The following is a 24,896-nucleotide window of genomic DNA, read 5'->3' as shown; positions in this document are numbered from 1 at the left end:
TGAGACAGGGTGCACCAGCATCCGTTTATGGGAGGAGAACAAGCAATGCCCAAAGACAGTGGCATCGGAGCCAGTTCCAAGCGGCGCGAGGACGTGCGCTTTCTGACCGGAGCAGGCAATTACACCGACGACATCAACGTGGCCGGACAGGCCTACGTGCATTTTCTGCGGTCCGACATCGCGCATGGTCGGATCAAATTCGTGGACATTTCGGCCGCCGAGGGTATGCCGGGCGTGGTCAAGGTGTTCACCGGCAAGGACTTCGAAGGCGTGGGCGGGATGCCCTGCGGCTGGGAGGTGACCGACAAGCACGGCGCGCCGATGCAGGAACCGCCGCACCCGATCCTGGCCCAAGGCAAGGTGCGCCATGTGGGCGACCCCATCGCAGCCGTTGTGGCCGATAGCCTCGAGCAGGCCCGCGATGCGGCCGAGGCGATTGACGTCGACATCGAAGAACTGCCCGCAGTGATCGATATGAAGGCTGCCGCGCAAGAGGGCGCGACGCTGGTCCATGACGATCTGAAGAACAACATCTGCTATGACTGGCAGCTGGGTGAGGCCGATGACGCCAAGGTCAATGAAGTCTTCGCCAATGCGGCCCATGTGACCACGCTGGATCTGGTGAACAACCGCCTGGTCGCCAACCCGATGGAGCCGCGCGTGGCCGTGGGCGAATACAAGCGTGGGACGGATGAGTACACGCTTTATACCACCTCGCAGAACCCGCATGTGATCCGCTTGCTGATGTGCGCCTTTGTGCTGGGTCTGCCCGAACACAAGGTCCGTGTGGTGGCCCCGGATGTGGGCGGCGGCTTTGGCACCAAGATTTTCCACTATGCGGAAGAGGCGTTCTGTACCTTCGCCGCCAAGGCCTGCAACCGGCCTGTGAAGTGGACCTCGAGCCGATCCGAGGCGTTCATGTCGGACGCCCATGGCCGCGACCATGTCAGCACGATTGAGCTGGCGTTGGATGCGGACAACAACTTTGTCGGTCTGCGCACCAATACCTTCGCCAATCTGGGAGCGTATCTGTCGACCTTCTCCAGTTCCGTGCCAACATGGCTGCACGGCACGCTGATGGCCGGCAATTACAAGACGCCGGTCATTCAGGTGAACGTGAAGGCGATGTTCACCAACACGGTGCCGGTGGATGCCTATCGCGGCGCGGGCCGGCCCGAGGCGACGTTCCAGTTGGAACGCGTGGTGGACAAGGCTGCGCGCGAGCTGGGAGTCGATCCGATTGCCCTGCGCCGTCAGAACTTTATCACCCAGTTCCCCTATGACACGCCGGTGGCGCTGACCTATGACACCGGGGATTATAACGGGACGATGGACAAGCTGGAGGCCGCTGCTGATCTGGCAGGCTTTGCCGCCCGCCGGGCGCAGAGCGAGGCCAATGGCAAACTGCGGGGCTTAGGCATCAACTGCTATATCGAGGCGTGTGGCATTGCGCCCTCGAACATCGTTGGCATGCTGGGCGCGCGGGCGGGTCTTTATGATGCGGCGACCGTGCGGGTGAATGCCACTGGTTCGATCAGCGTCATGGTAGGTGCGCATAGCCACGGGCAGGGGCATGAGACCGCCTTCCCGCAGGTTGTGGCCGACATGATCGGCATCGACGAGTCGATGGTCGAGATCGTGCATGGCGATACCTCGAAGATCCCGTTTGGCATGGGGACATATGGCTCGCGCTCGCTAGCGGTCTGCGGTTCGGCCATGGTCAAGGCCACTGAGAAGGTGATCGAGAAGGCCAAGAAGATTGCCGCCCACCTGCTGGAAGCGTCCGAGGCGGATATCGAGCTGAAGGACGGCCAGTTCAGCGTTGCGGGTACCGACAAATCGGTGGCTTGGGGCGATGTGACCCTCACCGCCTATGTGCCGCACAACTATCCGCTTGAGGTTGAGCCGGGGCTGGAGGAGACCGCGTTTTACGACCCGGCCAACTTTACCTTCCCCGCTGGCGCCTATGCCTGTGAGGTCGAGGTCGACCCCGAGACCGGTCAGGTCAGCATCGAGGCCTTCACGGCCGCCGATGACTTTGGCAATATCGTCAATCCGATGATCGTGGATGGTCAGGTGCATGGCGGTATCGGTCAGGGCATTGGGCAGGCGCTGCTTGAGAACTGTGCCTATGACGAAAACGGACAGCTACTGAGCGCCTCTTACATGGATTACGCCATGCCGCGTGCCGATGATGTGCCGTTTTATGGCGTCGATCATTCCAGCCAGACGCCCTGTACCCACAATCCTTTGGGTGTGAAGGGCTGTGGTGAGGCCGGGGCCATTGGCTCGCCGCCAGCGGTGGTCAATGCCGTGTTGGATGCGCTGCATTCGGGTGGCAAGGCGGTCGATCATATCGACATGCCGGTCAGCCCGTCGCGCGTCTGGGCGGCGATGAACAGCTGAGAGGTTGGGGTGCGAGGGGCCAGCCCCTCGCGCTCCCCGGAGTATTTCCAAAAAGATGAAGGGCAGCGGAGTGCCTTTCGGAAAGGAAGACGAAATGTACAATTTCGAGTTTGAGAAACCCTCGACCATTGCTGATGCGGTCGCTGCATTGGGTGCTGAGGAGGCGCAGGCGTTGGGGGGTGGGCAGACCCTGATCCCGACGCTGAAACAGCGGCTGGCGGCACCATCCAAGCTGGTGTCGGTCAACGGAATCGCCGAGATGAAGGGTGTTTGCGTTGAAGATGACGGATCGGTGGCTGTTGGCGGGGCGACTACCCATGCCACGGTCGCGTCCGAGGCCGTGGGCAGCTATCCGGCCCTTGCTGCGTTGGCGGGCCAGATCGGTGATCCGGCAGTGCGCAATCGTGGTACCATTGGCGGATCGATTGCGAATAACGATCCGGCGGCCTGTTATCCCGCTGCTGTTTTGGGATCGGGCGCGACAATCGTCACCAATGCGCGGCAAATCGCGGCGGATGACTTCTTTGAAGGAATGTTCACCACCGCGCTGGACGAGGGTGAGATTGTCACCTCGATCCGGTTCCCGGTGCCGCAGGCGGCGAGTTACCAGAAGTTCCTGCAACCGGCCTCGCGGTTTGCTCTGGTGGGTGTTTACGTCGCGCGGTTTGCCGATGGCGTACGTGTCGCTGTAACGGGTGCAAGCGAAGACGGTGTGTTCCGTTGGTCCGAGGCCGAGGAGGCACTGAACAAAGAGTTCCGTGCGGATGCGTTGACGGATTTGCGTATCAACCCGGCCAACATGATCGCCGATTTGCATGGCAGCAAGGAATATCGTGCGCATCTGGTCGGCGTCATGACCAAACGGGCTGTCGAAGCCTGCATGTAAGACGCAGTGAATGAGCAAAGCCCCGGCGAAAGGCCGGGGCTTTTTATGTGCGGCGCAGTCTTGGTGGTTTGGCAGGTTGCCAATAGGCCCCGGTATCTTCGCGTGCCTTTTGATAGGCGTCTATGCGCTGCCGGGCCGCGTCGCCTCCGGCATCGAAGAGGTGGCCCAACAGGCATTCCAGCACCGCCATTGCTCCGGTGAAACAGGAAAACGGGTACAGGGCGCGGGTGCTGACTGTGAAGGCGATGTCGGGCTCGACCCCGGGGGCGATCACGTCGCTGTCCGAGATCAGGATCAGGCGCAGCCCCCGTTGTTTTGCGAACCGCATCGATTGGATGGTGTCTGCGGAATAGGGGTGGACGGTGACGGCGACTAGGCAATCGTTTTGGTCGGCATCCAGCAGGTCATCGGCGGCGGACCCGATATGGCGCGGCACCAGTTGGATTCCCGGATGCGCCATTCGGCCCGTATAGGAAAAGTAATAGGCCAGCGCGTAGCTTGCGCGCGTCGCCGTGACGAAACACCTGCGGGATGCCTTGATGTGCCGGACCGCCTCGCGCGTCTTTTCGGGTTTCATCAGGCGTAGGGATCGGGCGACGACATTCTGTTCGTTCTGCGCCAGTTTGGCCTGCGTGTTGCTGAAGGCGTCTTGGGTTTGCAGGGTGGTTAACCAATCCTGCCCCAATTCGCCTTCGCGGTCCGTGACCAAGGCGTTGCGGAAAGGGGCGCGGAAGGCTTCGAAACTGTCAAATCCCATGCGTTGCGCCAGCCGGACCAAAACATTCGAGCTGACGCCGATCTTGGTCGCCGTAGTCCGGATCGGGTCCAGCCCGAAATCTCCGGGATGGTCGATGACGTACTTAGCGGCGGCTTGCAGGGCCGAGGGCATTTGCCCGATATCATGACGCAAGCGGTCGGTGATCTGGTTTGGCGTGTTTTCCATCAGGGAAGAAAAACAAATGTTATGAAAATAACAAGTAAAAAACGCCACGCACTGGATTAGATGGCAAATGCTACCCGAGGTATGAGCATGTCAGACACGCAAATAAAAACTGAAACTGCCCGTCGTCCCTATGTGCTCGTCGCTCCGAATGGTGCGCGGCGGGGGCATTCGGATCATCCGGAATTGCCCGTTTCCATTGATCAGATTGTTGAGACCGCGCGTACTTGTTTTGGAGCTGGCGCGCATGGGCTGCATTTGCACATTCGGGACATGCGGGGGCAGCACTCTCTGGACGCCGGTCATTATCTGGAAACGATGGCTGAACTGCGCCGGGTTGTTCCGGAGATGGACGTTCAGATCACGACCGAGGCTGCGGGCTTGTTCGATGTGCCTACCCAGTTGGCCTGTCTGGAGCGGGTGCGGCCCGGTTGGGCCTCGGTGTCCGTGCGGGAAATTGCGCGGGCGCCCGAACTGGCCCCGCGTGTCTATGGGCTGTGCGCCGAGCAGGGAACGCGGGTGCAGCATATTCTCTACGATGCCGAAGACGCCGCGCTGCTGGTGCAGTGGCTCGAAGCCGGGGTTGTGCGGGACGGTCAGGTGGACCGTCTTTTGGTTCTGGGGCGGTATACGTCCGGTCAGCAATCCTCGCCGCAGGATCTGGACCAGTTTCCCCAAGCCGCGTCGCCCTGGATGGTTTGCGCTTTTGGCGCGCAGGAACATGCGTGTCTGGCGCACGCGGCCCGGCACGGCGGAGACGTTCGGGTGGGCTTTGAAAACAGCCTGACCGATCAGGACGGAAACCTTTGGAAAGACAATGCCGCGTCGGTGACGGCGCTTGTTGCCATGTTGGAAAGGGCAGTCGAATGAGTCACGTATTTCCACGCCACACGAAATCGGACCTGCCGGTCGCTGCGGGCGGAGACGGGTGCTATCTGATCGACGCACAGGGTCGCCGGTATCTGGATTGCGGTGACGCTGCCGTGTCCTGTCTGGGCCATTCCGATCCGGCGGTGATCCGGGCCGTGCAGGAGCAGGTGGAAAAGATCGCCTTTGCACACACTGGTTTTATGACCTCGGAACCGGCCGAGGCGCTGGCGGATTTGCTGGTTGAAAAGGCGCCGGGCGATCTGGATCGTGTGTATTTCGTTTCGGGCGGGTCCGAGGCGACCGAGGCGGCGATCAAATTGGCGCGGCAGTATTATCTGGAGATCGGCCAGCCCGAGCGGCGGCATGTGATTGCCCGGCGGCAAAGTTATCATGGCAATACTCTGGGTGCTTTGTCGGCCGGAGGGAACGCGTGGCGACGTGCGCAATTTGCGCCGATGCTGATCGACATGACTCATATCGCGCCGTGCTATGAATACGTGGAAAAGCCAGACAATGAGAGCAGCCATGACTACGGTCAGCGGGTGGCCAATGAATTGGAGGCTGAAATCCTGCGGCTGGGTCCCGAGACCGTGATGGCCTTTATGGCGGAACCGGTCGTCGGAGCGACTTTGGGTGCCGTGCCTGCGGTCGAGGGGTATTTCAAGCGCATCCGTGAAATCTGCGAGCAGTACGGCGTGCTGCTGATTCTGGATGAGGTGATGTGCGGCATGGGCCGGACGGGGCATCTGTTTGCCTGCGATCATGACGAGGTGGCGCCGGACATCCTGTGCATCGCCAAAGGGTTGGGGGCCGGATATCAGCCGATCGGGGCGATGATGTGTACCGGCAGGATTTACGATGCGATCCGCGATGGGTCCGGATTTTTTCAGCACGGTCACACTTATATTGGCCACCCGGTCGCGACTGCGGCGGCACTGGCCGTTGTCCGCGAACTGACCGGGCGTGATTTGCCTGCGAGGGCGGGCGTCATGGGCGACACGCTGCAATCGGCGCTTGAGGCTGCATTGGGACAACATCCCAATGTCGGGAACATTCGGGGCCGTGGTTTGTTTCGGGGGATTGAACTGGTCGCTGATCGCGACACCAAAACGCCGCTCGACCCTGCGCTCGGAGTGGCGGGTAAGATCAAAAAGGCGGCTTTGGCCGAAGGTCTGATTTGTTATCCGATGTCCGGCACTCGCGACGGGCGGATGGGCGATCACATCCTTCTGGCGCCACCGTTCATCATCGAAGAGGCGCAGATTGACGAGTTGGTCGGAAAGCTGAGCAAAGCGATATCAGAGGTGATCTGACGGTCCGGAAAAGAAAAGCCCCCTCGCATGAGGGGGCTTTGAAACGTGGGTCGGATTACGACTTTATTTCTGCGGCAGAGGCCCAATCATCATGATCATCTGACGGCCTTCCATCTTGGGCATGTTCTCGATCTTACCCAGATCCTTGACGTCTTCGGCTACACGTTCCAGCAGCTCGCGGCCCAGATTTTGGTGCGCCATCTCACGACCACGGAAGCGCAGGGTCACTTTGACCTTGTCACCGTTTTCCAAAAACTTGAACACGTTCCGCATTTTGACGTCATAGTCATGGGTGTCGGTGTTGGGCCGGAACTTGACCTCTTTCACCTCGATGACTTTTTGCTTTTTGCGGGCTTCGCTTTCGCGTTTCTGCTGTTCATATTTGAACTTGCCGAAGTCCATGATCTTGCAGACCGGCGGGTTCGCGTTGGGCGAAATCTCAACCAGATCAAGGCCGGCATCGGCCGCAAGTTGCATGGCTTTGGCGGGATGAACCACCCCGACATTGTCACCATCAGCGCCAATCAGGCGAATTTCGGGGGCACGGATCTTTTCATTGACGCGCGGGCCAGTGTCTCGTTGCGGCGGCGCGTTGTGAGGTCTGCGGGCTATGGGTTCATTCCTTTGATGATTGCAGAATTTCGAGCCCGGAATTTAGACTGCTGCGCGTCTTGATTCAAGCGCCAACCTTGCCGAATGGGCTGAATAAATCAGGTTTAACAGCAGGTTTATGCGCGGGCCACGACCATTCCAGCGGCCCGCGTGAGTGGATCAGCCGACAAAGGCCTTTTCGATCACGAATTCCTTGGGCTCGGAATTGGCACCTTCGCGCAGGCCGAACTCTTCAAGGATGGCCTTGATGTCCAGGTTGAAGGCCAGCGAACCGCAAACCATGGCGCGGTCGGTTTCCGGCTGGATGCCGCCCTCAATGCCCAGATCGGCAAATACGGTGCCGTCTTTCAGCAGGTTGGTGATACGGCCCATCTTGGGGCTCTCTTCCCGCGTGGTGGTCGGGTAGTAGCGGATCTTGTCCGCAAAACCTTCGCCAATCAGCTCGGCCAGCATTTCGTCCTGACGGATGCTTTCGATCAACTGACGGCCATATTCCAACTCTGCTACTTCGCGGCAGGTATGGGTGATGATAACCTCGTCATAGTCCTCATAGGTTTGCGGCTCGCGCAGCAGCGAGGCGAAGGGCGCAAAGCCGGTGCCGGTGGCAAAGAACCACAGGCGTTTGCCGGGCAGCAGAGCGTCGTGGACCAGCGTGCCAACGGGTTTGGGTCGCAGGATGATCTGGTCACCCGCCTTGATGTGCTGCAGTTTCGAGGTCAGCGGACCGTCCTGCACCTTGATCGAGTAGAACTCCAGCTCTTCGTCCCACGACGGCGAGGCGATCGAATAGGCGCGCAGCAGGGGTTTGCCGTTGTCGCCCAACAGGCCGATCATCACGAACTCGCCCGAGCGGAACCGCAGCGAGGCAGGGCGCGACACCTTGAACGAGAACAGACTGTCGGTCCAGTGTTTCACTTCTTTAACGGTCTGCGCGTCCGGCAGAACGGGGGCTTTCACGGCGGTTGCTTCGGTCACGGGCTTCATCTCTGTCATCGTTTCACTGTCGGTGAGGTAAACCGACATCTCCGTTTAATCTTTGATCCAAGTCAGGAAAAGGGGGCAGTTGCCCCCACGTCCTTTCTCAAGCTGGCGATGGCGGGCTTAGCCGCGCAGGCGGGCCTGATAGCTGTGATCTTTCCAGTTGGCGCGGGCCAGCCACTGATCCTCGGGTTGACGGGCGGCCAGCGCGTCGTCGATCTCGACCTCGTCAAAGCCGCTGCGGCGGGCCATGGCGTACTGGTCAGCCAGCACGTGCCCTTTGGCGCGCAGGCGGCCGGTAAAGCCCTTCAGGCGCAGAACGCGGGCGATGGTAAAGCCGCGACCGTCCGCCGAAGACGGAAAGTCCACGCGAACCATCTGCGCGCTGCCCAGACGGTCAATCAGCTCATCCGGGTCGGTGTCCGAGGCCACATCCAGCGCGACCACATCATTGGCCGCGTCTTCCAGCGTGACAAAGCCGTCGGTCCAGTCATCGGGGGCGAACCCCGTATCCGATACGATTACGTTCATGTTTTCTCTCCGGCGCGCACCATCTTGCCATCGACAAAATGGATGCCGCATTCTTCCTTGTTCTGGTCGCGCCAGCGTCCGGCGCGGGGGTCTTCGCCCTCTTTGACCGGCGAGGTGCAGGGCGCACAGCCGATCGAGGGGTATCCTTTGGCCACCAGCGGATGCCGGGGCAGGTTGTTTTCATCCATATAGGCACGCACATCCTCGGGCGCCCAATGGGCCAGCGGGTTGACCTTGATCCGGCCGGTCCCGTCCTCGACCTCAAAGAAATCAAGCGCGGCGCGGGTGCCCGACTGGAACCGTTTGCGTCCGGTGATCCAGCCGTCATAGCCCGCCAAGGCCTGCTGCAGCGGGAAAGTCTTGCGCAGGTTGCAGCACGCATCCGTATCCCGCAGGCGCAGCGCGCCATAGGGGTCTTCGCGCTGCACATCCTCGTCCTGAGCGCGGATGACATGGACGTTTTTCAGGCCCAGACGTTCGCTCACCTCCTGCTGGTATTCCAGCGTTTCGGTGAACAGCATCTGGGTGTCCACGAACAGCACCGGGGTCATCTTGTCGACCACGGCGGCCATATGCAGCAATACCACCGATTCCGCGCCAAAGCTTGAGACCAGAGCAAGCTCGTCGATCTCTTCAATGGCGCCGTGCATCACGTCATGCGCACTGTGGTGGCGGAACTGGGCGTTCAGCGCATTGACCGTTTCGGTCAGTTCAGCGCGATCCTTACCCAGTTCCGTCTGGATCAGGTCAAGCGGCATTGGCCTGCGCCTCGGGGTAGAGGGCCGCTTTGAACGGCGCCATGCCTACCCGACGATAGGTCTGCAGGAATGTTTCCTCGCTGCTTTCGCGTTGTTCCAGATACGTGTCGACGATACGCTCAACGGCGGGCACGATCTCGTCATAGGCAAAGCCCGGACCGGTGCGGTCGCCAATGGCAGCGTTCTCGGTGCCGTCACCGCCCAGAGTGATCTGGTAGTTTTCGACGCCTGCACGATCCAGACCCAGGATACCGATATGGCCCACGTGGTGGTGACCGCACGCGTTGATGCAGCCCGAGATCTTGATCTTCAGGTGACCGATATCATGCTCCAGCTTCAGGTCTTCGAAGCGCGTCGCGATTTCCTGCGCAACCGGGATCGAGCGGGCCGTCGCCAGCGCGCAATAGTCCATGCCGGGGCAGGCGATGATGTCGCTGATCAGGCCGATATTGGCGGTCGCCAGCTCGTATTCCTTCAGCTTGGCGTGGATCGCGGGCAGGTCCGACTTGTGGACATGAGGCAGGATCACGTTCTGCTCATGGCTGATGCGCAGCTCGTCATAGGCAAACTCTTCGGCCAGATCGGCCATTACGCGCATCTGTTCAGCCGTCGCATCACCCGGTGTCGCGCCGTGCTTTTTGATCGAGATCGTGATGATCGCGTGGTCCGCATTCTTGTGCGGTGCGATGTTGGTGTCGACCCACGAGCGGAAGACCGGATCGTTGGTGTAAGCGCTTTCGAACGACGCAACCGAGCCTTCGCGGAAGGCCGGGGCCGCAAAGTGGCCTTTGATCTCGTCCAGCAGGGCCATGTCGGCCCCTTTGAACTGCGGGCGGACCTGCAGAAAACGCTCGTTGACCTTGGCGCGGATGGTGTCGATGCCGTTTTCGTGCACGGTGATCTTGATGCGCGCTTTGTACTTGTTGTCGCGGCGGCCGATCTGGTTCCACACGGAAACGGTGGCTTCCAGGTAGGCCAGCAGGTCGTCAAAGGCGACGAATTCGGACAGTTCCTTGCCGATCATGGGCGTACGGCCCAGACCGCCACCGACGATGACGCGGGCGCCCAGAACGCCGTCACGCTCGACCAGTTGCAGGCCGATGTCATGCGCCTTGATCACGGCGCGGTCGTTTTCCGAGCCGGTGATGGCGATCTTGAACTTACGCGGCATGAACTGGAATTCCGGGTGGTCGGTCGACCACTGGCGCAGCAATTCAGCATAGGGGCGCGGATCGGCGACCTCATCGGCGGCGGCACCGGCGAAGTGGTCGGCGGTCACGTTACGGATGGTGTTGCCCGAGGTCTGGATGGCGTGCATGCCAACCTCGGCCAGCGCGTCCAGCATATCCGGCACGTCGTTCAGTTTCGGCCAGTTGTACTGGATATTCTGGCGGGTGGTGAAATGGCCATAGCCCTTGTCCCACTTTTCAGCCAGCAGGGCCAGTTGGCGCATCTGCGCGCTGTTTAGCGTGCCATAGGGGATGGCGACCCGCAGCATGTAGGCGTGCAGCTGCAGATACAGGCCGTTCATCAGGCGCAGGGGTTTGAATTCGTCTTCGGTCAGCGAGCCGTCAATGCGGCGCTCGACCTGCGCGCGGAATTGCGCGTTACGTTCTGCCAAAAATGCTGTGTCGAACTCGGAGTAGCGATACATGATTAGCTGTCCTTGGTTGCAGCCCCGAACCTTGGGGCCTTGAAGGGGAGAGAGAGGGCCGAGGGTCAGGCCCGGGGCTGCGTTGCTGTTTCCTGCTTGCCGTGGGCATAGTTCGAGGGTCCGGTGCGGCGGAATTCCTCGCGGAAATGAGTGGGTTCGGGGCCGTTGTCGCCTGCGACGGCGTCGGCCAGATAGGCGCCAACGATCTTGTTGGCCTGACGGGTGGCGTCCAGCAGACGGACCTGCGCGTGGGCTTCGTCCGTGATCAACTCGGCATCGGACAACTCACGCGACCACCGGTCGTCTTCGGTCAAGTAGATAACGTCGCCTTCCAACAGGTCGTTGGCGGTGATGACTTTGGGGGTAAAAGCGCGGGCCATCAGGCGTGCTCCTTCTTGAATTCGGTCAGGGCCTTGGCCGCTTGGCGCGGGGCGAGGCCGTAAAAGGTCAGGGTGGGGCCGTCCATTTCGGCGGCGTTCAGATCGGTGGGCAGCTGGTCCAGCGTGGTGGCCAGAACGCGTTGATCGGGGCGTGAGGCGTTTTCGACCAGAGTCACGGGCGTGTCGCGGTCGGCGCCGTGCATGATCAGGCGGCCCTGAATGAAGCGGGCGGATTTCTTGCCCATATAGATTGCCGCCACCGAACCGGGACGCGCTAGTGCGGTCCAGTCGTGATCGGCGAACCCTTTCATGTCGTGCCCGGTCAGGAACCGTACCGAGGAGTTGCGGCCCCGGCGCGTCAGGCTTTGACCGATCCCCGCGACCGCAGCCGATGCTGCGGTGATGCCGGGAACAATCTGCCAAGAGATACTGGCAGCCTCGACCGCTTCGATCTCTTCATCCAGACGGCCGAACACGGTGGGGTCCCCGGATTTCAGACGCACCACGCGCTGACCTTTCACGGCGTAATCGACCAGCAGCGCGTCGATGTCTTCCTGTTTCCACGAGGGGCCAAAACCCGCTTTGCCAACGTCAACGAGAACAGCGGACTTGCCCGCTAGTTTCAGAACTTCGGCGCTGATCAGGCGGTCATGCAGAACGACGTCAGCGCGCTCAAAGGCATTCAGCGCCTTGAGCGTCAGCAATTCCGGATCGCCCGGACCCGCGCCGACAAAGTCGACGTGCCCTGTGCCATCATATGAATGCGTAAGCTGCATGTGTGGTTCCGCTTGGTTTGACTTGACCTGCAATATAGGAAATATTCCCGGTATTGCGCTATATGGGCGCTTAAATAAGAACAAACGTTCCGTCAATGCCTCGATCTGGGACGTGAGTTTTGAAACGAAGGGGAAATTGGAATGTCGGTGCGGATTGATGACACGGATCGGAAAATTCTGGTCGAGCTACAGCGCGACGCCAGCCAATCGCTGGACGAAATAGCAGCCCGTGTCGGCAGTTCCAAGACCCCGGTTTGGAATCGCATTCGCAAGCTGAAAGGGGCCGGTGTCATCGGCCAGCAGACCGTTCTGCTGGACGCCGAAGCGCTGGGTTTCGAGGCGACTTTTTTTGTTCTGATCCGAACCTCGGAACATGAGGCCGACTGGCAGCGCAAGTTCCTCAAAGCCCTGCGGGATCGCCCCGAAGTGCAAGAGGCGCACCGGTTGGCGGGCGACATCGACTATATCCTCAAGGTTCGGGTCAAGAACGCACGGGCCTATGACGAATTCTATCAGACCCTGATTTCCGAGGTGCGCGTCCACAACGTGACCGCGCTGCTGTCGATGGAGGAGATCAAATCCACCACCATGCTGCCGCTGAACGCGCTGATCGAAAGCTAAGGATAATCAGGCCCGAACCATCAGCCGGGTCAGGCCGTGGAAGTGGTAGGTGTTGGAATACTCCGGATCGGCGCACAGGCGCAGGTTTGGGCAGTGGTCGAACAGGGTTGTCAGGGCAATCCGCATCTCCAGCCGCGCCAGCGGGGCGCCGACGCAAAAATGCAACCCGCCGCCGAAGCTGCTATTGGTCACGATCGATCGGGTGGGGTCGAAACGGTGCGGATCGGCCCAGACCGACGGGTCCCGGTTTGCGGCCCCCAGCAATAGCGCAACCTCATCGCCACGGTTGAAGGTATGGCCAAATAGCTCGGCCTCTTCATAGGCATATCGGGTGAACATGTGCAGTGGCGGGTCGTAGCGTAGAATTTCTTCGACCAATCCGTCTATCGCATGGGCGCGTGGATCGATTCCCAGTTGCAGCAGAGTTTTCACGCCATTTCCCAGCGAATGAACCGTTGCTTCATGCCCGGCGTTCAGCAGCAGGATGCAGGTGGCGATAAGCTCGTCATGTGAGAGCTTCTCGCCGTCTTCCTCGGCGGCGATAAGGCGGGTGATCAGGTCGTCGCGCGGGTCAGTGCGGCGTTGTTCGATGTAGTCGCTTAGGAAAACGGTGAAATCCCGGGCGGCCTTCTCTGCAGAGTCTTCGGTCTGACGCGTGCGACCGGCCTGATACATTGCCACCATGGCATGAGACCAGCGCAACAGGCTGGGCGACATGTCTTCGGGTACGCCCAGAAGGCGACAAATCGTGATCACCGGAACCTGTGTGCAGTAGGCGTCAAGCAGATCAAAAGGCGCATCGGGAAATCGATCCATCAGCCTGTGGCTGAGATCTTGAATCAACGGCTCCAGAGCTATTATCGCCCGCGACGTGAAGGCCCGCGTGACCAGAGACCGGATGCGCGTGTGCCGGGGCGGTTCGACTTCCAGCAGAGAGTTTTCTTCTGTGACCCACCACGCCGCAAGGTGAGAAGGAGCGGGAGATTTCAACTCGGCAGGCGCTTCACGGCCAAAACGACGGTCCTTCAGCAAAGTCTGAACCGACCTGTGTGAAACCGCTGCAACTTTGTCATATTCGCCCCAGAAGAAAAAATCGCCCTCGGCTCGGGCTCTATCGTAAAACGGATAGGGATTTTGCACGAAATCCGGATCAAGTGGGGACTGGGACAATGTCTTCATGCGGCGCAGACTTGCCATGCGGCGCGCTGAATGCAAGACCCTATACCATGCAAAGGCTTTGGGTGATCCTTGGATTTCTGTGTGCCGTCGGGCTGTTGTCCGCCGGAGTGTGGTCTTACGGCTATCGGCAGGCGCTGTTGCAGCTGAGCGAAAAGGCCGAGGCCGATCTTGAACTGGCCGCCGACCGGCTAAGCACGCAGATGCAGGTCTATCAGGAACTGGCCGTGCTGATGGCAAATCATCCCGCCCTGCGAACGCTTGAAACACCAGCGCAGCAACAGGTTGCCCGATCGATATTGCTGGATGTCGCCGACAAGACTGCGGCCGTGAACATGATGTATCTGGACCGGAACGGTCAGGTTCTGGTCTCGGCGCAGCCCGTCCAGCAAGGCAACATGGCCGGGCACTCTGCCTTTCAGCGCGCGCTGCAGGGGGCGTTGGGCAGCGCACATGGTGTACTGCCGATCGGCGGCGACCGGATCTATTCCTATGCGGCCCCCGCCTTTGATGCCTCGGGCCGGGTAGAAGGCGCGTTGATGGTCGTGGCGGACGTGCAGGATGTGGAACAGACTTGGCGGGGCAGTACCGAGGCGGTGTTCTTTACCGATGGCGACGGAGTGGTCTTTATCTCGAACCGGTCCGATCTGTTGTTCTGGCATCGTGCCGACGGGCAGCAGGGGCTGACGCCGCCAGACGGCGGAGAAGTTGCTTTCGCTTCGACCTGGGTCGGGCCGCATGAACTGTGGAGGCTCAACTGGGGTCGTTACCTGCCAAACCGCGCGTTGCATCTGATGCTTGATCTGCCGGTGATAGACATGACGGCAGAGGTGCTGGTCGATGTTGCCCCCGCCCGCCGTCTGGCCGGGTTGCAGGCGGCGACTGTTGCGGCGATCTGTCTGGCCTTCGGCGCGTTGCTGTTTCTGGCGACGGAACGCAGGCGAACTCTGGCCGAAGCCAACGCGGTTCTGGAAAGCCGCGTTGCGCAGCGTACCCGCGCCTTGACCGCAGCCAACACAGCTTTGCGGCGTGAGGTGCACGAGCGGCAGGAAGCGGAAACAGCGCTGAAACACGCGCAGGAAGAGCTTATTCAGGCCGGGAAGCTCAGCGCCCTTGGGCAGATGTCGGCGGGTATCAGTCATGAGCTGAACCAACCTCTGATGGCGATCCGGCAGTTCGCCGACAACGGGACGGCTTTCCTGACGCGGGGGCGCGAGGAAAAGGCTGCCGAGAATCTGACGCGCATTTCCGACATGGCTGCTCGGATGGCCCGGATCATCAAGAACCTGCGCGCTTTTGCCCGCAACGAAAGCGAACCGATGGGCAAGGTCGATCTGGTGCAGGTGATCGACACGGCTGTGGAACTGACCGAGGCGCGGTTGCGCGCCGAAGGGGTGACGATGGACTGGCAGCCGCCCGACGGGCCGGTTCATGCGTGGGGCGGCGAGGTGCGGTTGGTGCAGGTGTTTGTCAACCTGATCAACAACGCCGCGGATGCGATGAGCCAGCAGGACGAGCGCCTTATCCGTATCGCGATCGAGGCCGGAGACAGGCTGACTGTTACGGTGCGCGATATCGGTCCGGGCATTGAAAACACCGAGAAACTCTTCGAACCCTTCTACTCGACCAAGGCGGTTGGGTCGTCCGAGGGGATGGGGCTGGGCCTTTCGATCTCGTATGGTCTGGTCCAGAGTTTCGGGGGGAATATTCGCGGTTCGAACGCGCGGACCGGCGCGGTGTTCACCGTTGAGCTTGAGTATTACCGGGAAGACGAGGTGGCATGACCCGCAAGGTTTTATTGGTCGATGACGACCCGGCCGTGCGCGAAGCGCTGGCGCAGACGCTGGAACTGGCCGATTACGCCCCGATCACGGCGGGGTCATTTGTGGCCGCCAAGGATCACATCCGTGCCGATTTTCCCGGTGTGATCGTGTCGGACATCCGGATGCCGGGCCGGGACGGGTTTCATCTGCTGACCTATGCACACGATGTTGATCCGGATCTGCCGGTTATCCTGTTGACCGGTGAGGGGGATATTCCGATGGCGGTGCGCGCCATGGGGCAGGGGGCGTATGATTTTCTGGAAAAACCCTGTGCTGCGGCGGATCTTCTTGAAGTTTTGGGTAAGGCTTTTGCCTCGCGTGCGGAGGTTCTGGAACAGCGCGCGCTGAAACACGAGCTGGAACGCGGCGACCCCGCTGCGCGCCTGTTGTTTGGCCTGTCCGCGCAGGCCGAAGCGTTGAGAGAGCGCGTACGGACCGTCGCACCCACCGGCGCCGAGGTTCTGGTCACCGGTCCTGCGGGCAGTGGGATTTCCAAAGTGGCCGAGGTCGTGCATCTGATGTCGCCGCAGGGGCAAGGGCCGTTTGTAAAGCGACCGTCGTCCGGCCTGACTCCCGATGCGTTGGTTCAGGTCTGCGAGGATGCGGCCGGAGGGTCGCTGTTCCTGGATGAAATCTCGGCAATGCCCGAGGCGACGCAATACGCTGCGCTGGAAGCGGTCGAGCAGGGGGTCGGCGCGCGTATTTTGGCTGGCACGACGGCGGATCTGGCTGCCTTGTCGGCAGAGGGGCGATTTCATGCGGACCTGTTCTATCGGCTGGATGTGATGAGGGTGCGTATCCCTTCCTTGGCCGAGCGGCCCGAGGACATTCCGGTGATCTTTCGCCACTATGTAGCGCAGGCGGCCGAGCAGGCAGGCATTGCGGAGCCTGAGATTTCTTCGGAACATCTGGCCTCATTGATGGCCAGCGACTGGCCGGGGAACGCGCGTTCTCTGATGTCGGCGGCCATGCGGTTTGTGCTGGGGATGCCGGAAGAGGTTGCTCAGGCCAATGATCTGGGGTTGAGCGAGCAGATGGCGCGCGTGGAGCGTTCATTGCTGATCGCGGCATTGGGTCGGCACAATGGCAAGGCCTCGGATGCGGCAAAGGCGCTGCAGCTGCCGCGCAAGACGTTCTATGACAAGCTGGCCCGGTACCAGATTCGCCCAGAAGATTACCGCAGGTAATCAGAATGTCTCCCGCCCCCTTTGACCGCATTAACATGCGGTTAAAGGCGTTGGGCCGAGCAGCCCGCTGGCGCGGGCTGCTCGTGGTGTTGTCTGTCAACGGTATGATTCTGCGGAACTGATTCGATAAGAGTGCGGATTTCCGCACAAGAGGTGTGGGGTTTGTGCGAAAATTCGCACAATGGATGATGGGGTTTAAAAGGGAAGTCTGATTTGTTCCTTTTAGTGCGCTGTTTTAATAAGATAAATTCTGCAATTGCGCGACGGAAAACAAAACGTTGAGCCATAACCTCCGATTCGGTTCACTTCGCTTCATACGGCACCAAGCAGGTGCCAATGGGACGAATGAGGAAGTCTGGGAGGAAAAGACTGATGAAATTCCTGACAACGGCTGCAACGGCAATTGCACTGACCGTAACTGCAACAGCAGGCATGGCGGCCTGCGAGGACGGCGAGATTGTCGTGAAGTTCGCGCATGTGACGAACTCGGACAAGCACCCCAAGGGCATCGCGGCATCGCTGCTGGAACAGCGCGTGAATGACGAGATGAACGGCGTGATGTGTATTGAGGTCTATCCGAACTCGACGCTGTATAACGACGACAAGGTGCTGGAGGCGATGCTGCAGGGCGACGTGCAACTGGCCGCGCCCTCGCTGTCGAAATTCGAGAAGTTCACCAAGCAGTTCCGTCTGTTCGACCTGCCGTTTATGTTCAAGAACATCGAAGCCGTGGATGCGTTCCAGGCCTCGGCCGACGGTCAGGCGATGAAGGACAGCATGCAGCGCCGCGGCCTGCAAGGGCTGGCCTTCTGGCACAACGGTATGAAGCAGATGTCCGCGAACAAACCTCTGGAGGCCCCGTCCGATGCTGAGGGCCTGAAGTTCCGCGTGCAGTCCTCGGACGTGCTGGTTGCGCAGATGGAAGCCATTGGTGGCAGTCCGCAGAAGATGGCCTTCTCGGAAGTGTACGGCGCACTGCAGCAGGGCGTGGTGGACGGGCAGGAGAACACCTGGTCGAACATCTACGGCAAGAAGTTCTTTGAAGTGCAGGACGGCATCACCGAGACCAACCACGGTATCATCGACTATCTGGTCGTGACCTCGGTCGACTGGCTGGACAGCCTGGATCCGGAAGTCCGTGACCAGTTCCTGACCATTCTGGCCGAAGTGACCGAAACCCGGAACAAAGAAGCTTTTGCAGTGAACGAAGCGGCCAAAGCCTCGATCACCGATGCGGGCGGTATCATTCGTGAGCTGAACCCCGAACAGCGTCAGGCCTGGGTCGATGCGATGAAACCGGTTTGGGACAAGTTCGCCGACGACGTGGGTCAGGACAAGATCGACGCCGCTCAGGCAATCAACGCCGGGTTCTGATCCCGGTTCAGGCCACGCGTCAGGGACTGGGGAGTTATTGACGCGCAGGCTGGGCGGGCCATGAAAGGCCCGCCCCAAACACTCTCATCACAAAAAATGCGGGGACAGAAAGATGTCTGGTGCGAAACCCGGCCAAGGCGGGCTGGTCGACCATATCGAAGAAACCCTGATCGCGTTGCTGCTGGGCCTGATGACGGCCGTGACCTTTGCCAACGTGATCGCGCGGTTCGTATTTAATTCCAACATCCTGTGGGCGCTTGAGCTGACGGTATTCACCTTTGGCTGGCTGGTGCTGCTGGGCGCGTCTTATGCGGTGAAAAAGCACGCGCATTTGGGTGTGGATGCCATTCTGAACATGCTGGCCCCGGCGCCGCGCCGGATTCTGGCACTGATCGCGGTTGGTTGCTGCCTGGTGTTCTCGCTGCTGATGCTGAAGGGCGCCTATGACTATTGGGCGGTGTTCGCCGACCTGCCGCCCACCTCGGGCCGCTGGTTCCCGACGGGGTTCAATTTCGATGCCCGCAGTCAGAGTTTCTACGAGGTTGACGACATCCCCATGGTCGCCCCTCTGCGGTTTCTGGAAGACATGATCAACTACGGCGATTCGTACGAGAAACTGCCCAAGGTTGTTCCTTATTTCATCCTGCCACTGTCGATGCTGCTGCTGGTGATCCGCTTTGCGCAGGTCGCCGTGCAGATCTGGCGTGGCGAGACCGACCGCATTGTCGCCAGCCACGAAGTCGAGGACGAGATCGAAGAAGTCCGCGCCCTGCAAGGAGAACATGACTGATGGACGTCGTACTTCTTTTCTCGATGGTCATCGGCCTGCTGCTGATCGGTGTGCCGATCGCGGTGGCTCTGGGCCTCAGCTCGACCCTGTTCCTGCTGATCTATTCGGACAGTTCACTGGCCTCGGTCGCGGGTACGCTGTTTGAAGCGTTCGAAGGGCACTTTACCCTGCTGGCGATCCCGTTCTTCATTCTGGCCTCGTCCTTCATGACGACAGGTGGCGTGGCACGGAGGATCATCCGGTTCTCGATTGCGTGCGTGGGGCATCTGCCGGGCGGTCTGGCGATTGCGGGTGTATTTGCCTGTATGCTGTTTGCCGCGCTTTCGGGCTCATCTCCGGCAACCGTGGTGGCTATCGGTTCGATCGTCATCGCCGGGATGCGTCAGGTTGGATACTCCAAGGAATTCGCCGCCGGTGTGATCTGTAACGCGGGTACGCTGGGTATCCTGATCCCTCCGTCGATCGTGATGGTTGTGTATGCCGCCGCGGTCGAGGTCTCAGTCGGCCGCATGTTTCTGGCGGGTGTCATTCCGGGCCTGATGGCGGGTCTGATGCTGATGATCACCATCTACGTTATGGCCAAGGTCAAGAACCTGCCCAAGGGCGACTGGAAAGGCTGGGGAGAGATCTTCACCTCGGCCCGCGAGGCCGGATGGGGCCTGTTCCTGATCGTGATCATTCTGGGCGGTATCTACGGCGGTATCTTCACCCCAACCGAGGCCGCAGCGGTGGCCGCTGTCTATGCCTTCCTGATCGCCTGCTTTGTCTACAAGGACATGGGCCCGCTCAGCACGGAAGAGGGCACGCCGAACCTGCCGCTGATGAAGAAACCCTATGCGCTGGTGACGGCCTTCTTCCACCCCGATACCAAGCACACGCTGTTTGAGGCCGGCAAGCTGACCGTCACTCTGCTGTTCGTGATCGCCAACGCGCTGATCCTCAAGCACGTGCTGACGGACGAACAGGTACCGCAGCACATCGCCAGCGCCATGCTGTCGGCGGGTCTGGGGCCGGTGACCTTCCTGATCGTTGTCAACGTGATCCTGCTGATCGGTGGTCAGTTCATGGAACCCTCGGGCCTGCTGGTGATCGTGGCACCGCTGGTGTTCCCGATTGCGATCGAACTGGGTATCGACCCGATCCATCTGGGTATCATCATGGTGGTCAATATGGAGATCGGGATGATTACGCCTCCGGTTGGTCTGAACCTGTTCGTGACATCTGGCGTGGCCGGGATGCCGATGATGAAAGTCGTAAAGGCGGCGTTGCCGTTCCTGGCGGTGCTGTTCGTCTTCCTGATTATGGTGACGTATATCCCGTGGATATCGACCTTCCTGCCCAACACCTTCATGGGGCCGGAAATCGTGACCAACTGACGGGTTCTGACAAACAAGAGTTAAGCCGGGTCCGCGCAAGGACCCGGCTTTATTCGTTCAGGTGCTGTATTTGGGCAGGTATTGCTGACCCCAAACGCGCAGCGACGGAATGGGCGCACATAACCGGAGCATTACGGTTTTGTAATTGTTTTGGTTCAACAGACCTTGCGCCCTTGAACACCGGGCGCGACGTCTTACCTGAGGGTCAGAGGACGACCTCCCCGCATTGGGTGATCATTCGGGACGACCCGAACCGGATTGAGGTATCCTGATGTCCTGGATTTTTCTGCTCTTCGCTGGTCTGCTTGAAATCGTGTGGGCCGTGGCCATGAAGCAATCGGCCGGTTTCACCCGGTTGTGGCCAACGGCCGTCATGGGCGTGTCCATGATCGGCTCTTTCGGGTTGCTGGCCCTTGCCATGCGTACGCTGCCGCTTGGAACGGCTTACGTCATCTGGACCGGTATCGGCGCGGTGGGTGCGTTTCTGGTCGGCGCGACGTTTCTGGGTGAGGCCCTGACCCCTTTGCGCATCGGCGCCGCGGTCCTGATCGTATCCGGCCTGATCGCCATGAAATTCGCGTAAGAGGCCCGGATCTTCGGTCAACCAGATTGTTATTCGCGCCTCCGGAACAAACGGGATAGTCCACGCTTTTTCCTGGGTTTGATCCCGTCTGTTCGTGTCACTTCAGATGGCTTGGTGCATTCCGGGGGAGACGGCTCTTTGGGTGCCGGATTGTAGTTGTGCCATTTATCGATGGAAAACCCACCTTTGAGGATGTCTACATAGTCAGCAGGCGCGTATTTTGGGTTGATGAACACAAGGTCTACTTGAACCAGATAGCCGCTATAGTAGCACAGGTCGATTATCTCCAAGAGCTCAAAACCGGCGGCCATCGCCAGTTGCATTCGCTCGAACAATCTTTCCCGCGGAGATTCAAGGATCAGGACTGAACACTGCTTCAGCGCTTCTTGAGCACCTTCCAGAATCATTTCTTCGGCCCCGTCGACATCGATTTTCAACAGGAAAGGGGCAGCCGGCGCCTGTTCCACGACAAAGGTATCGAGCTTTAGCGTCGGCACCGTGCGTAGTGTTTCGGTCGGTGCTTCGCCCTGTGCGAACCTTGCATGAGTGACGTCTTGCCCCTGCATGACCGTGGAGACCGTCAGTTGCGCAGTCCCGTCAGCATTGGATACCGCGACTTTGTTGAGCTCGTAGTCTATTTTTGCGTCGCTGTAGACTTTTTCGATGGAGTCGAAATGCTCCTCAATAGGCTCAAACAGATAGTGCTTCTTTTCGGGAAATGCGGCCATCAATTCATATGTGCCAAAGTGGATGCCGACATCCATCACGCATTCGATGGGAAATTCGGCGTCGCGAAGCTGTTGAAGAAGCGAAATCTTGCTGGGGTGGCGCTGACTGCTTTTCATAATGTTCCTTAAATCGGCGAGAGTGCTCGGTATCTGGTTGGTGTGCCGGGAAGCAAAACTGCTGCAGATCAAATTTGATTCTGGTCCGGGTCATGTTCCTCATGCGGGAGTTTGGCGATGAGGCGAGCGAATTCAACTAGTTCTTTTCCCGCAGGATAAAATCGATGAGTCGCGCTCAGGCTTTCTCCAATGCCTCGACAATTGCGGAAAAGTCCGTGGCCTTCAGGCTGGCACCGCCGACCAGCGCTCCATCCACGTTTGACACGTCAAAGATCTCGGTCGCGTTGGATGGTTTGACCGAGCCGCCGTAAAGCAGACGCACCGAGCGGCCGACGCCTTCACCGAAACGCCGTTCTAGGCGGGCACGAATAAAGTCGTGAACCTCTCCGATTTCGTCCAGCGTGGGGACCTTGCCGGTGCCAATGGCCCAGATCGGTTCATAGGCGACGATCAGGTTTTCACCCGTCGATTGGTCAGGGATCGAGCCCGACATCTGGCCTCCGATGATGTCCAGCGTATTGGCGGCCTCGCGCTGCTCCAGGCTTTCGCCGACGCAGATGATCGCCTTCAGCCCGGCATCCATGGCGGCGCGGGCCTTGGCGCGCACGTCTTCGTTCTGCTCGTCGTGATCCTCACGGCGCTCGGAATGGCCCAGAATGACCGCGCTCGCCCCGGCATCCCCCAGCATGTCCGCGCTGATATCGCCGGTATGCGCGCCGGACGTCGCCGCATGGCAGTCCTGTCCGCCGACGGTGATTCCCGTTTCCTGCACAGTCTGGGCCGCGCGGTGCAGCAAGGTGGCGGGTGGGCAGATCAATACGTCCACGGTCGGAGAAGGGAAGGCACGGGCCAGAGCCCCCAATTCGCTCAGCGCTGCCGTGGTTCCGTTCATTTTCCAATTGCCAGCCGCCAGCTTACGCCGCATGTCCCAATCTCCCTTAAGTATCGGTGTTCTGCAAACCGGATAGCACCGCCAGTCCGGACTGACAATTCCGGTTGCAGAGCGAACCGCAAAACGGCAGTGTCCGCGCGCAGAATGGAGCGGGCCAATGATCGACAACCTTGATCTGAGAAAACTGGACCAACGCGACCTTGCCGAGCTTGGCAAGCTGCTGCGTGCCGTGGGTGAGGTGGGGTTCTTAACTGTCTCGAATACCGGGCTGGACGGCGACCGAGTGCGTCAGGTTCTGGGCGCGTATCGTGCATTCTTTCACCTGCCAGAGGCCGAGAAGAAACGGGTCGATATGGCGCTGACCGGGTCCAATCGGGGCTGGGGCGCATCGCGGTCCGAGCAGGTTGACCCGGAGGCGAACCCCGATTTCAAAGAAGTGTTCGATTGCGGCTATGAACTGCCTGCGAACAGCCCATATGCCAACGCGAAGCTTGGCGTGTATGCGCCCAACCAATGGCCAGATCATCCGCCCGCGTTCAAGCAAACGATCCAGACCTACTACACGGATGCCTGCTCGGTTGCGATGCGCGTTCTGCGGGCGATCGCCGTGGCGTTGGGGCGCGCGGAAAACAGTTTTGACACTGCGTTTGATACGCCGATGGCGTTGCTGCGCGGCAATTACTATCCTCAACGCCCGAACTGGGCCGGAGATCGCGACTTTGGCATCGGCGCGCATACGGATTACGGGTGCCTGACCCTATTGGCGACCGACGGCACCTCGGGGCTTGAGGTGCGGATGCCCGACCAAAGCTGGGCAAAGGTCGAGGCCGCGCCAGGGACCTTCATCATCAATTTCGGTGAGATGTTGGAGTTCTGGACGGCGGGGCAGGTCAGGGCAACGCTGCATCGTGTGGTCGGCGGTGCGCAGGAGCGGCTGTCGGTGCCGCTGTTTTTCAACCCGTCCTATGACACCAACGTGGCACCGCCAAACTCAGGCCAGATCATTCGCGCCGGCGAGCACCTGACACGCCGGTTCAATGAAACCTACGTCCACCTTCAGGCGTCTTAGGATTGGGGCGTCAGCCCTTCGTCGAACTTGATCGACTCGCCACACCCGCAGGCATCGACGACGTTCGGGTTGCGAAACTTGAAACCGGCCTCCAGCAGCGAGACCTCATAGTCGATCTCGGTCCCGAACAGGAACATCTGCGCCATCGGAGCAATCATGACCCGCGCGCCGCCCTGTTCCACGACCTCATCATTCGCGTCAGCCTGATCGACATAGTCCATGGTGTATTCCATGCCGGCGCAACCGCCTTTCTTGACGCCAATACGCAGACCAGCATGACCACCTGATTTCATCAGGCGGACAATCTGCTCTGCCGCTTTGGGCGTCATGGTCACGGCCTGTTTGCCGGGAATGCCGAACATTGTGATCTCCGTTGTCGCGCGTAGACTCCAATCTAGTGCTGAGAGGGCAACGGCTCAAGACATAGCAGCGCTGCTTACCTAACTTTTCTACCGCCCCAGGAATGGTGCTTGCCTTTTCAGATCAGGTGACCTTAGCTGAGCGTAAGCGTTTTGAGATAAGGTGAGATGGGATGGCTGACTGTAAAATTATTTGCAAAAACATGGCGTTGGTATCAATTTTTGCGGTGACCGCAGGTGTTGCCGTGGCCGAGACCGCGCAAGAAACACATCCGGTCAATTGCGCCACCGCCGAGGGCGATTTGCGCGCGATTGCGGCCGAGAAGAAGCACGCACAGGACCAGCAACTTGAAAGTGTGGCCGCTCTTACGCCAGCCGGTGCATTGCTGGGGCTGGTGACCGGCACAGAGAACAAAAGACTGTCCATGTTATCTGGAGATTACGTCAAGGCATTGGATGAAAGAGCCGCCGAGATCAAAACCAAGTGCGGTGTTCAGTAGCCCGTTAAGTTGCCTGAGAAAAAGACCGCTCTCGGGCAAGAGCGGTCTCTTATTCAGGTCGTCCGGCCGGGTAAAGCGGGGGACGATTGCTTCTCCCGGCTGAAGTTGTGCTCTCAACGGGATGCGAGCATCAGCACACCGGGACTATTCTTGGCCTCGGTAACAGTTTTTTGACGGATCGGTGACAGAAAAATAAA

At 59.9% G+C, this 24,896-nt stretch carries 25 protein-coding genes; 13 read left to right on the top strand and 12 right to left on the bottom strand.

Going from position 1 to position 24,896, the window contains the following annotated elements:
- The first annotated feature begins 45 nt into the window (after positions 1 to 45).
- Both ACR0NT_RS01390 and ACR0NT_RS01385 read left to right on the top strand, forming a co-directional pair.
- The gene (locus ACR0NT_RS01390) at positions 46 to 2,406 is read left to right on the top strand and encodes a xanthine dehydrogenase family protein molybdopterin-binding subunit (protein WP_170671260.1); all 2,361 of its coding nucleotides are present in this window, start codon (positions 46 to 48) and stop codon (positions 2,404 to 2,406) included.
- 94 nt (positions 2,407 to 2,500) lie between these two features.
- Positions 2,501 to 3,292 carry an FAD binding domain-containing protein gene (locus ACR0NT_RS01385; RefSeq protein WP_170671262.1) on the top strand — a complete coding sequence of 264 codons (792 nt, stop codon included), beginning with the start codon at positions 2,501 to 2,503 and terminating at the stop codon, positions 3,290 to 3,292.
- Between the two features lie 43 nt (positions 3,293 to 3,335).
- On the opposite strand, the gene ACR0NT_RS01380 is transcribed toward ACR0NT_RS01385, so the two are convergent.
- A complete protein-coding gene (locus ACR0NT_RS01380) occupies positions 3,336 to 4,235 on the bottom strand; it encodes a MurR/RpiR family transcriptional regulator (RefSeq protein ID WP_170671264.1) in 900 nt (299 codons plus the stop codon).
- 87 nt (positions 4,236 to 4,322) lie between these two features.
- On the opposite strand from ACR0NT_RS01380, the gene ACR0NT_RS01375 reads away from it, so the two are divergent.
- Both ACR0NT_RS01375 and ACR0NT_RS01370 read left to right on the top strand, forming a co-directional pair.
- Positions 4,323 to 5,102, top strand: a complete 780-nt coding sequence (locus ACR0NT_RS01375) for a beta-keto acid cleavage family enzyme (RefSeq protein ID WP_480442542.1) — start codon at positions 4,323 to 4,325, stop codon at positions 5,100 to 5,102.
- Positions 5,099 to 6,415: an aspartate aminotransferase family protein gene (locus ACR0NT_RS01370; RefSeq protein ID WP_170671269.1), complete on the top strand. Its 1,317-nt coding sequence runs from the start codon at positions 5,099 to 5,101 to the stop codon at positions 6,413 to 6,415. Before ACR0NT_RS01375 ends, ACR0NT_RS01370 begins: the two co-directional genes overlap by 4 nt.
- A 63-nt stretch (positions 6,416 to 6,478) precedes the next feature.
- Here the strand turns inward: ACR0NT_RS01370 and infC are convergent, their stop codons facing one another.
- The 7 genes from infC to cobA all read right to left on the bottom strand — a co-directional run bounded on the left by infC (position 6,479) and on the right by cobA (position 12,104).
- Positions 6,479 to 6,940, bottom strand: a complete 462-nt coding sequence (infC, locus tag ACR0NT_RS01365) for a translation initiation factor IF-3 (RefSeq protein ID WP_480442666.1) — start codon at positions 6,938 to 6,940, stop codon at positions 6,479 to 6,481.
- A gap of 246 nt (positions 6,941 to 7,186) precedes the next feature.
- The gene (locus ACR0NT_RS01360) at positions 7,187 to 8,020 is read right to left on the bottom strand and encodes a ferredoxin--NADP reductase (protein WP_170442956.1); all 834 of its coding nucleotides are present in this window, start codon (positions 8,018 to 8,020) and stop codon (positions 7,187 to 7,189) included.
- Positions 8,021 to 8,128: 108 nt separating this feature from the next.
- Positions 8,129 to 8,536, bottom strand: coding sequence for a DUF934 domain-containing protein (locus ACR0NT_RS01355; RefSeq protein ID WP_170671270.1), 408 nt, complete (start codon positions 8,534 to 8,536; stop codon positions 8,129 to 8,131).
- Positions 8,533 to 9,294, bottom strand: coding sequence for a phosphoadenylyl-sulfate reductase (locus tag ACR0NT_RS01350; protein ID WP_170671272.1), 762 nt, complete (start codon positions 9,292 to 9,294; stop codon positions 8,533 to 8,535). The genes ACR0NT_RS01355 and ACR0NT_RS01350 overlap by 4 nt, the downstream gene beginning before the upstream one ends.
- Positions 9,284 to 10,948 (bottom strand): nitrite/sulfite reductase, encoded by a 1,665-nt coding sequence (locus tag ACR0NT_RS01345; protein ID WP_170671274.1) that lies wholly within the window; start codon positions 10,946 to 10,948, stop codon positions 9,284 to 9,286. Before ACR0NT_RS01345 ends, ACR0NT_RS01350 begins: the two co-directional genes overlap by 11 nt.
- A gap of 65 nt (positions 10,949 to 11,013) precedes the next feature.
- Entirely contained in the window at positions 11,014 to 11,328 is a 315-nt protein-coding gene (locus ACR0NT_RS01340) for a DUF2849 domain-containing protein (RefSeq protein WP_170442440.1), read from the bottom strand.
- Positions 11,328 to 12,104 (bottom strand): uroporphyrinogen-III C-methyltransferase, encoded by a 777-nt coding sequence (gene cobA / locus ACR0NT_RS01335; RefSeq protein WP_170671276.1) that lies wholly within the window; start codon positions 12,102 to 12,104, stop codon positions 11,328 to 11,330. Before cobA ends, ACR0NT_RS01340 begins: the two co-directional genes overlap by 1 nt.
- Positions 12,105 to 12,245: 141 nt before the next feature.
- On the opposite strand from cobA, the gene ACR0NT_RS01330 reads away from it, so the two are divergent.
- Positions 12,246 to 12,725 carry an Lrp/AsnC family transcriptional regulator gene (locus tag ACR0NT_RS01330; protein ID WP_170442447.1) on the top strand — a complete coding sequence of 160 codons (480 nt, stop codon included), beginning with the start codon at positions 12,246 to 12,248 and terminating at the stop codon, positions 12,723 to 12,725.
- A gap of 6 nt (positions 12,726 to 12,731) precedes the next feature.
- Here ACR0NT_RS01330 and ACR0NT_RS01325 read toward each other — a convergent pair whose 3' ends face one another.
- Entirely contained in the window at positions 12,732 to 13,904 is a 1,173-nt protein-coding gene (locus ACR0NT_RS01325) for a cytochrome P450 (protein ID WP_170671595.1), read from the bottom strand.
- Between the two features lie 47 nt (positions 13,905 to 13,951).
- Here ACR0NT_RS01325 and ACR0NT_RS01320 point away from each other — a divergent pair, with 47 nt between their 5' ends.
- From ACR0NT_RS01320 to ACR0NT_RS01295, 6 genes are all read left to right on the top strand, one after another.
- Positions 13,952 to 15,685 (top strand): ATP-binding protein, encoded by a 1,734-nt coding sequence (locus ACR0NT_RS01320; protein ID WP_170671278.1) that lies wholly within the window; start codon positions 13,952 to 13,954, stop codon positions 15,683 to 15,685.
- The gene (locus ACR0NT_RS01315; RefSeq protein ID WP_170671280.1) at positions 15,682 to 16,911 is read left to right on the top strand and encodes a sigma-54-dependent transcriptional regulator; all 1,230 of its coding nucleotides are present in this window, start codon (positions 15,682 to 15,684) and stop codon (positions 16,909 to 16,911) included. Before ACR0NT_RS01320 ends, ACR0NT_RS01315 begins: the two co-directional genes overlap by 4 nt.
- A 372-nt stretch (positions 16,912 to 17,283) precedes the next feature.
- Positions 17,284 to 18,285 carry a DctP family TRAP transporter solute-binding subunit gene (locus ACR0NT_RS01310; RefSeq protein WP_480442541.1) on the top strand — a complete coding sequence of 334 codons (1,002 nt, stop codon included), beginning with the start codon at positions 17,284 to 17,286 and terminating at the stop codon, positions 18,283 to 18,285.
- Between the two features lie 112 nt (positions 18,286 to 18,397).
- Positions 18,398 to 19,075 (top strand): TRAP transporter small permease, encoded by a 678-nt coding sequence (locus ACR0NT_RS01305; RefSeq protein ID WP_170442456.1) that lies wholly within the window; start codon positions 18,398 to 18,400, stop codon positions 19,073 to 19,075.
- Positions 19,075 to 20,451, top strand: coding sequence for a TRAP transporter large permease (locus ACR0NT_RS01300; RefSeq protein ID WP_170442459.1), 1,377 nt, complete (start codon positions 19,075 to 19,077; stop codon positions 20,449 to 20,451). The genes ACR0NT_RS01305 and ACR0NT_RS01300 overlap by 1 nt, the downstream gene beginning before the upstream one ends.
- 271 nt (positions 20,452 to 20,722) lie before the next feature.
- A complete protein-coding gene (locus ACR0NT_RS01295) occupies positions 20,723 to 21,034 on the top strand; it encodes a DMT family transporter (protein WP_170671282.1) in 312 nt (103 codons plus the stop codon).
- Positions 21,035 to 21,063: 29 nt separating this feature from the next.
- On the opposite strand, the gene ACR0NT_RS01290 is transcribed toward ACR0NT_RS01295, so the two are convergent.
- Both ACR0NT_RS01290 and tpiA read right to left on the bottom strand, forming a co-directional pair.
- Positions 21,064 to 21,879, bottom strand: a complete 816-nt coding sequence (locus ACR0NT_RS01290; RefSeq protein ID WP_170671284.1) for an FkbM family methyltransferase — start codon at positions 21,877 to 21,879, stop codon at positions 21,064 to 21,066.
- 175 nt (positions 21,880 to 22,054) lie between these two features.
- Positions 22,055 to 22,804, bottom strand: coding sequence for a triose-phosphate isomerase (gene tpiA, locus ACR0NT_RS01285; protein ID WP_170671286.1), 750 nt, complete (start codon positions 22,802 to 22,804; stop codon positions 22,055 to 22,057).
- Positions 22,805 to 22,928: 124 nt separating this feature from the next.
- On the opposite strand from tpiA, the gene ACR0NT_RS01280 reads away from it, so the two are divergent.
- Entirely contained in the window at positions 22,929 to 23,840 is a 912-nt protein-coding gene (locus tag ACR0NT_RS01280) for an isopenicillin N synthase family oxygenase (protein ID WP_170671289.1), read from the top strand.
- Here the strand turns inward: ACR0NT_RS01280 and ACR0NT_RS01275 are convergent.
- The gene (locus ACR0NT_RS01275) at positions 23,837 to 24,202 is read right to left on the bottom strand and encodes a HesB/IscA family protein (RefSeq protein WP_170442473.1); all 366 of its coding nucleotides are present in this window, start codon (positions 24,200 to 24,202) and stop codon (positions 23,837 to 23,839) included. The two genes, ACR0NT_RS01280 and ACR0NT_RS01275, sit on opposite strands and share 4 nt — an antisense overlap.
- 242 nt (positions 24,203 to 24,444) lie before the next feature.
- On the opposite strand from ACR0NT_RS01275, the gene ACR0NT_RS01270 reads away from it, so the two are divergent.
- Complete coding sequence (locus ACR0NT_RS01270; RefSeq protein WP_480442539.1) at positions 24,445 to 24,699, top strand: hypothetical protein; 255 nt, start codon at positions 24,445 to 24,447, stop codon at positions 24,697 to 24,699.
- Positions 24,700 to 24,896: the final 197 nt, after the last annotated feature.

Source organism: Ruegeria sp. AB10 (genome assembly GCF_056542745.1).
Note: the sequence above shows the minus strand (reverse complement) of the source record. Positions and strands in the feature narration are given on the sequence as shown.